Annotated in this window: 7 protein-coding genes; 2 read left to right on the top strand and 5 right to left on the bottom strand. The window is 61.4% G+C overall.

Features of this window, described 5'->3' with window-relative positions:
* Both recG and mazG read left to right on the top strand, forming a co-directional pair.
* A partial coding sequence (gene recG, locus AACZ55_RS14610) for an ATP-dependent DNA helicase RecG (protein ID WP_339647275.1) occupies positions 1–1,711 on the top strand: 1,711 nt, incomplete at its 5' end.
* A gap of 73 nt (positions 1,712–1,784) precedes the next feature.
* On the top strand, positions 1,785–2,600 hold the full coding sequence (gene mazG, locus AACZ55_RS14615; protein WP_339647277.1) for a nucleoside triphosphate pyrophosphohydrolase: 816 nt from the start codon (positions 1,785–1,787) through the stop codon (positions 2,598–2,600).
* Here mazG and hflX read toward each other — a convergent pair.
* The 5 genes from hflX to AACZ55_RS14640 form a co-directional block, all read right to left on the bottom strand.
* Complete coding sequence (gene hflX / locus AACZ55_RS14620; RefSeq protein ID WP_339647280.1) at positions 2,592–3,947, bottom strand: GTPase HflX; 1,356 nt, start codon at positions 3,945–3,947, stop codon at positions 2,592–2,594. The two genes, mazG and hflX, sit on opposite strands and share 9 nt — an antisense overlap.
* A complete protein-coding gene (hfq, locus tag AACZ55_RS14625; RefSeq protein WP_014130571.1) occupies positions 3,944–4,189 on the bottom strand; it encodes an RNA chaperone Hfq in 246 nt (81 codons plus the stop codon). The genes hflX and hfq overlap by 4 nt, the downstream gene beginning before the upstream one ends.
* 157 nt (positions 4,190–4,346) lie before the next feature.
* Positions 4,347–5,780, bottom strand: a complete 1,434-nt coding sequence (locus AACZ55_RS14630) for a potassium transporter TrkG (RefSeq protein ID WP_338606906.1) — start codon at positions 5,778–5,780, stop codon at positions 4,347–4,349.
* 123 nt (positions 5,781–5,903) lie between these two features.
* Positions 5,904–7,280 carry a Trk system potassium transporter TrkA gene (trkA, locus tag AACZ55_RS14635; protein WP_338606907.1) on the bottom strand — a complete coding sequence of 459 codons (1,377 nt, stop codon included), beginning with the start codon at positions 7,278–7,280 and terminating at the stop codon, positions 5,904–5,906.
* A gap of 55 nt (positions 7,281–7,335) precedes the next feature.
* A partial coding sequence (locus AACZ55_RS14640) for a sigma 54-interacting transcriptional regulator (RefSeq protein WP_339647284.1) occupies positions 7,336–8,079 on the bottom strand: 744 nt, incomplete at its 5' end.

The raw sequence follows: 8,079 nt of genomic DNA on the forward strand, positions 1-8,079 counted from the left end.
TTTCGGTCGCGAAAAGCAGATGACGCATCCCGATTACATCGTGGAGCCCGACAACCTCTCGAGCCTGCCAATGGTCGAGCCGGTTTATCCGCTTACCCACGGGCTTTCGTCACGGGCTTTGCGCAAGGTGATCGCCTCGGCCCTCGATCTCATGCCGATCATTCCCGAATGGACGGGCAGAGACCGGCGCACCATCATGAACTGGCCGGGATTTTCCGAGGCGCTGCGCCATATTCATGCGCCGCAGCGGCCGAGCGAGGGCGACATCGTTTCACCCTCGCGCATGCGGCTGGCTTATGACGAATATCTGGCCGGACAATTGGCGCTGTCGCTGATCCGGGAAACCATGGTCAAATCCTCGGGTATTGCGCGGCGCGTGACCGAAGAGATCACCGATAAGGTAGAGAGTGCCCTACCTTTCGCGCTGACCGATGGGCAACGACTGGCGATTTCGGATATTCGCGAGGATCTGGAAAAGCCGACCCGCATGTCACGGCTTTTGCAGGGCGATGTGGGGTCGGGCAAGACAGTGGTGGCTCTGATGGCCATGGCGATGGTGGCCGAGGATGGCGGGCAATCGGCCTTGATGGCGCCGACCGAACTTCTCGCGAGCCAGCATTTCCGGACACTCCAGCCGCTGGCCGAAAAGGCCGGGCTCAAGACCGTGCTGATGACCGGGAAAATGCCGGCGTCGGAAAGGCGGACGGCGTTGGCCGGGCTGGCCGATGGATCGATCACCATTGCCGTGGGTACCCATGCGCTGTTCCAGAGCGGGGTGGAGTTTGACAATCTCGGACTGACGGTTGTCGACGAACAGCACCGGTTCGGGGTGCATCAGCGGCTGGCGCTGTCCGAAAAGGGGCACAAGACGGACCTGCTGGTGATGACGGCGACGCCCATTCCGCGCACGCTGGTGCTGACTCATTTCGGGGACATGGACGTTTCGGTGCTGCGCGAAAAACCGGCGGGACGGCAGCCCATCGACACGGCGACGCTGCCGATTTCCGAATATGAGCGCGTTGTGGGCCGGCTGGCATCGCGGCTTGCGGAAGGCGCGCAGGCCTATTGGGTGTGCCCGCTGGTCGAGGAAAGCGACGTGCTCGACGTTGTAGCGGCAGAGGACCGGTTTACAGAACTCAAGAAGAGCTTTGGCGACCGGGTGGAACTGGTCCACGGACGGATGAGCGCGGCGGCCAAGCAGGAGGCGATGGCGCGGTTCTCTTCAGGCGATGCCCAGATTCTCGTCGCGACAACGGTGATCGAAGTGGGGGTCGATGTGCCCAACGCGACGATCATCATCATTGAGCATGCCGAACGGTTCGGACTGGCGCAGTTGCATCAGTTGCGCGGCCGCGTGGGGCGCGGATCGGCGCGCTCGGCGTGCCTGTTGCTCTATTCCGAGCCGCTGAGCGAAACGGCCAAACAACGCCTCGAAGCCATCCGCCAAACCGATGACGGATTCGAGATTGCCGAAAAGGACCTCGAATTGCGCGGCCAGGGGGATTTGCTGGGCACGCGGCAATCGGGCATGCCCGGCTATCGGATCGCCGTTCCGGACGTCCACAAGCATCTGCTGGAAATGGCGCATGACGATGCGCGGGCGGCGCTTGAGCGCAATCCCGGGCTCAAGGGGCCGGAGGGCGAAGCACTGCGGTCGCTGCTCTATATTTTCCGCAAGGATCTGGCCATTCCGCTGATCAAGGCGGGCTGACCGGGGTGGCGACCCGCCTCACCGCTCGCTAGAACTGGTTCACCATCACCACTCTTTGTCCAAGGTTTTTTCCATGCAGCCCTCCCGCGACATTTCCCGCCTTATCGAGATCATGGCGCGCCTGCGCGACAGAGAAACAGGTTGCCCCTGGGATATAGAGCAGGATTTCAGATCGATCCGGCATTATACAATCGAGGAAGCCTATGAGGTGGCGGACGCGATCGAGCGCGAGGACTACGAGGATCTTCGCGATGAGTTGGGTGATCTTTTGCTACAGCCGATCTATCACGCGCAGATGGCCAAGGAAGAAGGCCTGTTCGAGATCGGCGACGTCATCTATGCGGTCACCGAAAAGCTGATCCGGCGCCATCCACACGTGTTCGGGGACGACGAATCCGGGAATGCCGCATCGAGCGAGAAACGCTGGGAAGCGATCAAGGCTGGTGAGCGGGCGAAGAAAGCCGAACGGCGTGGCGGAGAAAAGCCACCGTCCCTGCTCGATGATGTTCCCGCTGGGCTACCGGCGCTGACGCGAGCGGGAAAACTGGCCAAGCGCGCCGCGCGGGTGGGGTTCGATTGGCCGGATACTGCATCGGTCATTGCCAAGATCGATGAGGAACTGGGCGAAGTCCAGGAGGCGCTTGCCGGGCCGAGCGAGGCGGCCAAGGCCGAGGAAATCGGCGACCTTTTGTTCGCAGTCGCCAACCTTGCCCGTCATGCGGGTATCGACCCGGAAGCCGCGCTGCGCGACGCCAACGCCAAATTCGTGCGGCGGTTCGAACATGTGGAAGCCCGGTGCCGCGAGGACGAGATCGAGATTTCCGAGGCGGGCCTTGAACGGCTGGATCTTTACTGGAACGAGATCCGCAAGGCCGACAAATCAGCTTGATCCGTCGAGACCGGTAATCCGGCCGGCGAATTTTTCCGAAAACTCGGCACGGTGCCGGGGCAGAACCCGAACCGTGTAGCGCGTGCCTTCATCGTCGGGTTCGCCGCGCTCGACAACTTCAGCGTTGGCGTAAAGCCAGCCTGTTTCAGAACTCGATTCGTGCGGAATCAGGACACTGAACAGGCGCGAATCCTGGGCCAGCGTTTTTTCGACGGCAAGGAGAAGGTCGGGCAGCCCCTGGCCGGTCACGGCCGAAACCGGAATGGCGGCCGCGACTTTTCCCGCTGGCGTGATATTCGCCAGGCCGTCGATGGCTTCGGCAGGCAGGCTGTCGATCTTGTTCCAGACCTCGATGATCGGCGTGGTTTCGCCGGTGACACCGAGCGAAGCCAGAACCGAGAGCACGTCGTTTGCCTGTGCCGGATGGTCGGGGTTGGAAACGTCGCGGACGTGCAAGATGATCTGGGCCTGCGTCACTTCCTCGAGCGTACCGCGAAAGGCGGCCACAAGATCGGTCGGCAGATCGGAAATGAACCCAACGGTATCGGACAGGATGACGTCGCGGCCATGGGGGAGCGAGGCGCGGCGCACGGTGGTGTCGAGCGTTGCGAACAACAGGTTCTCAGCCATGACCCCCGAGCCGGTGATGGCGTTGAACAGGCTCGACTTGCCGGCATTGGTGTAACCGACCAGCGCGACGACGGGGAACGGCACAGAATCGCGGGGGCCGCGCTGCAGCTGACGGGTGCGGCGCACCTTGTCGAGGCGGCGCTCGAGAACGAGAATGCGGTCCTGAATCTGGCGTCGGTCGGATTCGATCTGGGTTTCGCCCGGACCGCCAAGAAAGCCGCCGCCGCCGCGCTGACGCTCAAGGTGGGTCCAGGAGCGGACCAGACGGCCCTTCTGGTAATTGAGATGAGCGAGTTCGACCTGCAGCACACCTTCGCGGGTCGCGGCGCGCTCACCGAAGATTTCGAGAATCAGCGCCGTGCGGTCAAGGACCTTTACGCCGATCTCGCGTTCGAGATTGCGTTGCTGGATGGCCGAGAGCGGCGCATCGATGACCAGCAGTTCAATCTCTCGCTCCTTGGCCCACTCGGCAAGCTGCTGCACCTGCCCGCCACCGAGATAGGTCGAAGGCTTGATTTCCCGCACGCGCAGGATTTCGGTGAACACCAGGTCGAGCGCTATGGCCGCGGCAAGCCCGATAAATTCGGCATGCCGCGCCTCGGCCGGGCGCGCATAACGGTTATGCCTGACGTCGGGGGTTACGAGACCAGTGCGTGTGGGGACTTCGCGAAGGTCCACGAAGCCCTTGCCATCGTCGTCGTCTTCTTTATCGATCAATCGGTGTTGCTCTCGGGGTCGAACAGTTGAATGGGTGCGCCCGGCATGATCGTCGAAATTGCGTGCTTATAGACCAGTTGGCTCTGGGCATCGCGACGCAGCAACAGACAGAAATTGTCGAACCAGGTGATGACGCCCTGCAATTTGACGCCGTTGACGAGAAAGATCGTCACCGGAACCTTGTTCTTGCGAACGTGATTGAGAAAGGCATCTTGAAGGTTCTGCACCTTTTCACTGGGCATTGTACGGCCTCTTGTTTGCGTCGGACATGGAGCACCGGTCAGACGCCCGACCGACTTTTTGTTTGACAACCAGCTTGGGTGCCGCCCTGCCCGTTTGACGCATTACATGTCAACTCGGTAACTATTGCATATCTCATGGAACGAGCCTAGAGCGGAATTACCAGCGATTTCCTGTAATTGCCGCCAGCACCACTAGGATTTCGATGCGGGCGATGGTGGCCAGTGCGGCGATCGTTAGCAGGGTGGCGTCGGACGCAACGCCCTGGGACAGGCCGGGAACAGCAGAGTCGACGAGATTGCCGACCTGTGAAAAGGCCCCCGCTGCAAGTGCCATGGCAGAAGGCAGGGAATGGCCCTGTGCGGCGAAGATCAGCAGCGCAATGGTGACGGCCAACACGCCGAGGAAAAAGGTGCTCCACACGGATTTGGCGATGATGCGCTGCTGGGTGTCGTATTGCACGTCGTCTCGCAGAATGGCGCTGGGATAAACGAGCCTGTCGAGTTCGTTGCCCACGTGCTTGAGCATAGTGAGCAGGCGAAACGCCTTGATGCCTCCGGCCGTCGAATATGAACAGCCGCCAATGAAAACGATAATGAGAATGGCCTCAAACGGTATGGAAACCCCCAGTCGCAGATCGTGGGTGATGCCGGTCGTGGTGGCGATCGAGATCATGTCGAAGACGTAATTGAAGGCGCTTTCAAAGCCCGGCCGACCGAGCGGCGGCGCGAAAATGGCTGCAAGGATGGCCATAACCACCAACGCACCGATGGCCGCGAGATAGCGCATGCCTTCGTGATGTTCACGCGAGCCTTCGCCGCCCCGGGCAACAAGCAGGCGGTGCCAGATTATGCTGGTTGCGCCGATAAGCATGAAAACCATCATGACAATTTCGGCGAGCCGGTTGTCGAGGACGGATGTCGTCGATCCCGGGGGCACGAATCCGTTGGTGGAAAGCATGCTCATCGCCACGACAATGGCGTCGTCCGCGGGGACCCGCACGATGATCAACAACATGGCGCAGGTAATCGTCAGGGCCAGATAGGGCGCGGCGATCGATTGCAGCGTGACGAAAATGCGCGGATCGTTTTCGGTGCGGGCGTGCTGGACCTGCCGCAGGTTTGCGTTGGGTATGCCGCCCACCCGGTATGGCCCCAACACATAGACGGCCAGCGTCAGGGTTGTCAGGCCGCCCACCCATGCCACCGTGGCCCGGTAAAAGGTCATGGACGGCGACAAATCGGCGGGCGGGCGCAGGGTTGCCCCAAGCGTAACGGCGGCCGAGCTGGCCTCGAAAATGGCCGGGACGAGCTGTTGGCCCTCGACGAGAATGAACAGGGGCACTGCGGCGGCAATCAATGACAGCCATACGGTAATGGCCGCCATGAATACCCCTGCCCTGTTAAGCGTGCGCGCCCGCCGGCTGAGCGAAAGAATGGTGACAGCGGACAGAAACCCGTACCCGACGGCAACCAGAAAAATCGCCTCGAGGGCGCGCCAATTGCCTTCGACCAGCGCGACAAACAGCGGCAACACCAATGAGAGGGCGAAGACCCCGAACACACCGGCCGATAGAATTCCGATGGTGGGCAAACCCATCCCCTCTCAGGACATCTAGATCGTGTCAGTGATTCATTGAATCGCTGACACGATCTACCCCTCTTGTTTTGACGCAAGTCTTATCGGGAAACCGGTTCCCGATTTTCCGGACTCGCTCTAAAAAAAGTCGATGCTGACCCTGAACATCTGTTCGACCTGTCGCAGACTGGCGGCGAGTGCGAAAACGATCACGAAATCGCCCGCGCGCACGATGGTATCGCCGGTCGGCATGATCGACTGGCTGCCTCTTACGATGGCACCGATGCGTATGCCGGGAGGCAGCTTGAATTCGCGCAGCGGCTTTCCCACCAGCGTCGAGGTTTCAAGCGCTTCGGCTTCCAAAATTTCGGCTGCGCCATTGCCCAGCGTATAGACGCCCCGAATGCGGCCGCGTCTGACGTGGCGGAGGACTTTAGATACGGTAATGGCGCGCGGATTGATGAACGCATCAACGCCGAGCCGCCGGGCGACGCGGGGATACTGGCTCTGGTTGACCAGCGCGATATTGGCGTGGCAGCCCATTTCACTGGCGATGACCGAGGACAAAATGTTGGTCTTGTCGTCATTGGTCAGCCCCAGGAACATATGGGCATCGCGAACATCGACCTCGCGCATGATGTCTTCGGCCAGCGCATCGCCGAACACGACGATGGAGTGCTTCATGGCCTCGGCCGTCCGCTGGGCGTTTTCGCGGTTGCTCTCGATGATGCGGATCGACACAGAGGGATCGGTTTCCTCTATCCGGCGGGCAACATAGCGGCCGACATTGCCGGCGCCGGCAATGACCACGCGGCTGGGTGGAACTTCATCGCGCCCGAAGAGGCCCAGAACACGCTGGACCTGATCGCGCGCCACGGCCACCACGGCCTGATCGCCGGCGATCATCTGTTCGTGGGAGTGGACGACCCGCATTTCGCCGTCGCGCCGCACACCCATAACGGTCGCCTGAAGATTGGGAAACAGGTCGGTAAGGTGCCGCAGCGGGGTATCGATCACCGCGCAGTCCTCGGTCACGTTGACCTCGATGACCACGACCTGATCGTCCTCGAAGGTCACGATCTCGTTGGCGCCCGGATAGGCCATGCGCTGCAGGATGAGCTCGCCAACCTCCACCTCGGGCGAGATGATGACGTCGATGGGCAGGTGATCCCGGGAGAACATGTTGCTCCATTCGGGATCGAGATAGCTTTGCGAGCGGATGCGCGCGATGCGGGTGGGCACTTCGAAGATCGAATGGGCCACCTGGCAGGCGGTCATGTTGACCTCATCGACCTGGGTAACGGCGATCAGCATATCGGCATCACGCGCCCCGGCCTGGGCCAGAACGTCCGGATGGGACCCGTGCCCATGCAACCCGCGCGCATCGAGCGTGTCCCTGACGCGCTGCACCAGGGCCGGATTGTTGTCGATGACGGTGATTTCATTGCCTTCGGCCGAAAGGCGCTCGGCGATCCCGTAGCCGACCTGGCCGGCTCCGCAGATAATAACTCTCATTTCAGCGTCCCAGATGGAAGCAACGGCGCATGTGTTAGCACGCCATCACCTGTCACTAAAGCCCGAGCGATTTGATCTTGCGGTGCAATGCGCTTCGCTCCATGCCCACAAATTCCGCTGTTTTCGAGATGTTGCCCCCGAACCGCTCGATCTGGGCGATCAGGTACTGGCGCTCGAAAACTTCGCGCGCATCCCGCAAGGGCAGGCTCATCAGGTGCGCCGATGAGTCGGTGTCGCCGATGGTGGGCAGCACCTCGGAAATGTCAGAGGGTAGCATGGCGGCGGTGATGACGCCGTCGGCCGGCTTCTGGTCGCGCACCAGGATAAGCAGGCGCTCAATGGCGTTGCGCAATTGGCGCGCGTTTCCCGGCCAATCCTGGCCCTGAAGAACAGCGATGGCATCGTCGCCGAACAGGAAACGCGGCAGGTTGTGCATGCGCGAAAGCTGGGCCACGAACAGGCTGACCAGCGAGGGAATGTCCTCGCGGCGTTCACGCAGAGAGGTGAGCTGGAGCGGCACGACCGAAAGGCGGTGGAAAAGATCGGTGCGGAATTTCCCCTCCTCGATCAGGCCGGCAACGTTTTGCGAGCTCGATGAGACGATGCGCACGTCAACCGGCACCGGGCCGTGGCCATCGACGCGGGTGAACTTGTTTTCGACGAGTGCGCGCAGCAAGGAGGTCTGCGCCTCGAGAGGGAGCGAGGCGACTTCGGACAGATAGAGCGTTCCGCCATGGGCGCGTTCGAGGGCACCGACTTCGGTGCGCAGGCCATTCTTGTCACGCACTTCGCGTCCGAA

Origin of the sequence: uncultured Pelagibacterium sp. (genome assembly GCF_963972885.1) — a bacterium.
Lineage (GTDB): Bacteria > Pseudomonadota > Alphaproteobacteria > Rhizobiales > Devosiaceae > Pelagibacterium > Pelagibacterium nitratireducens.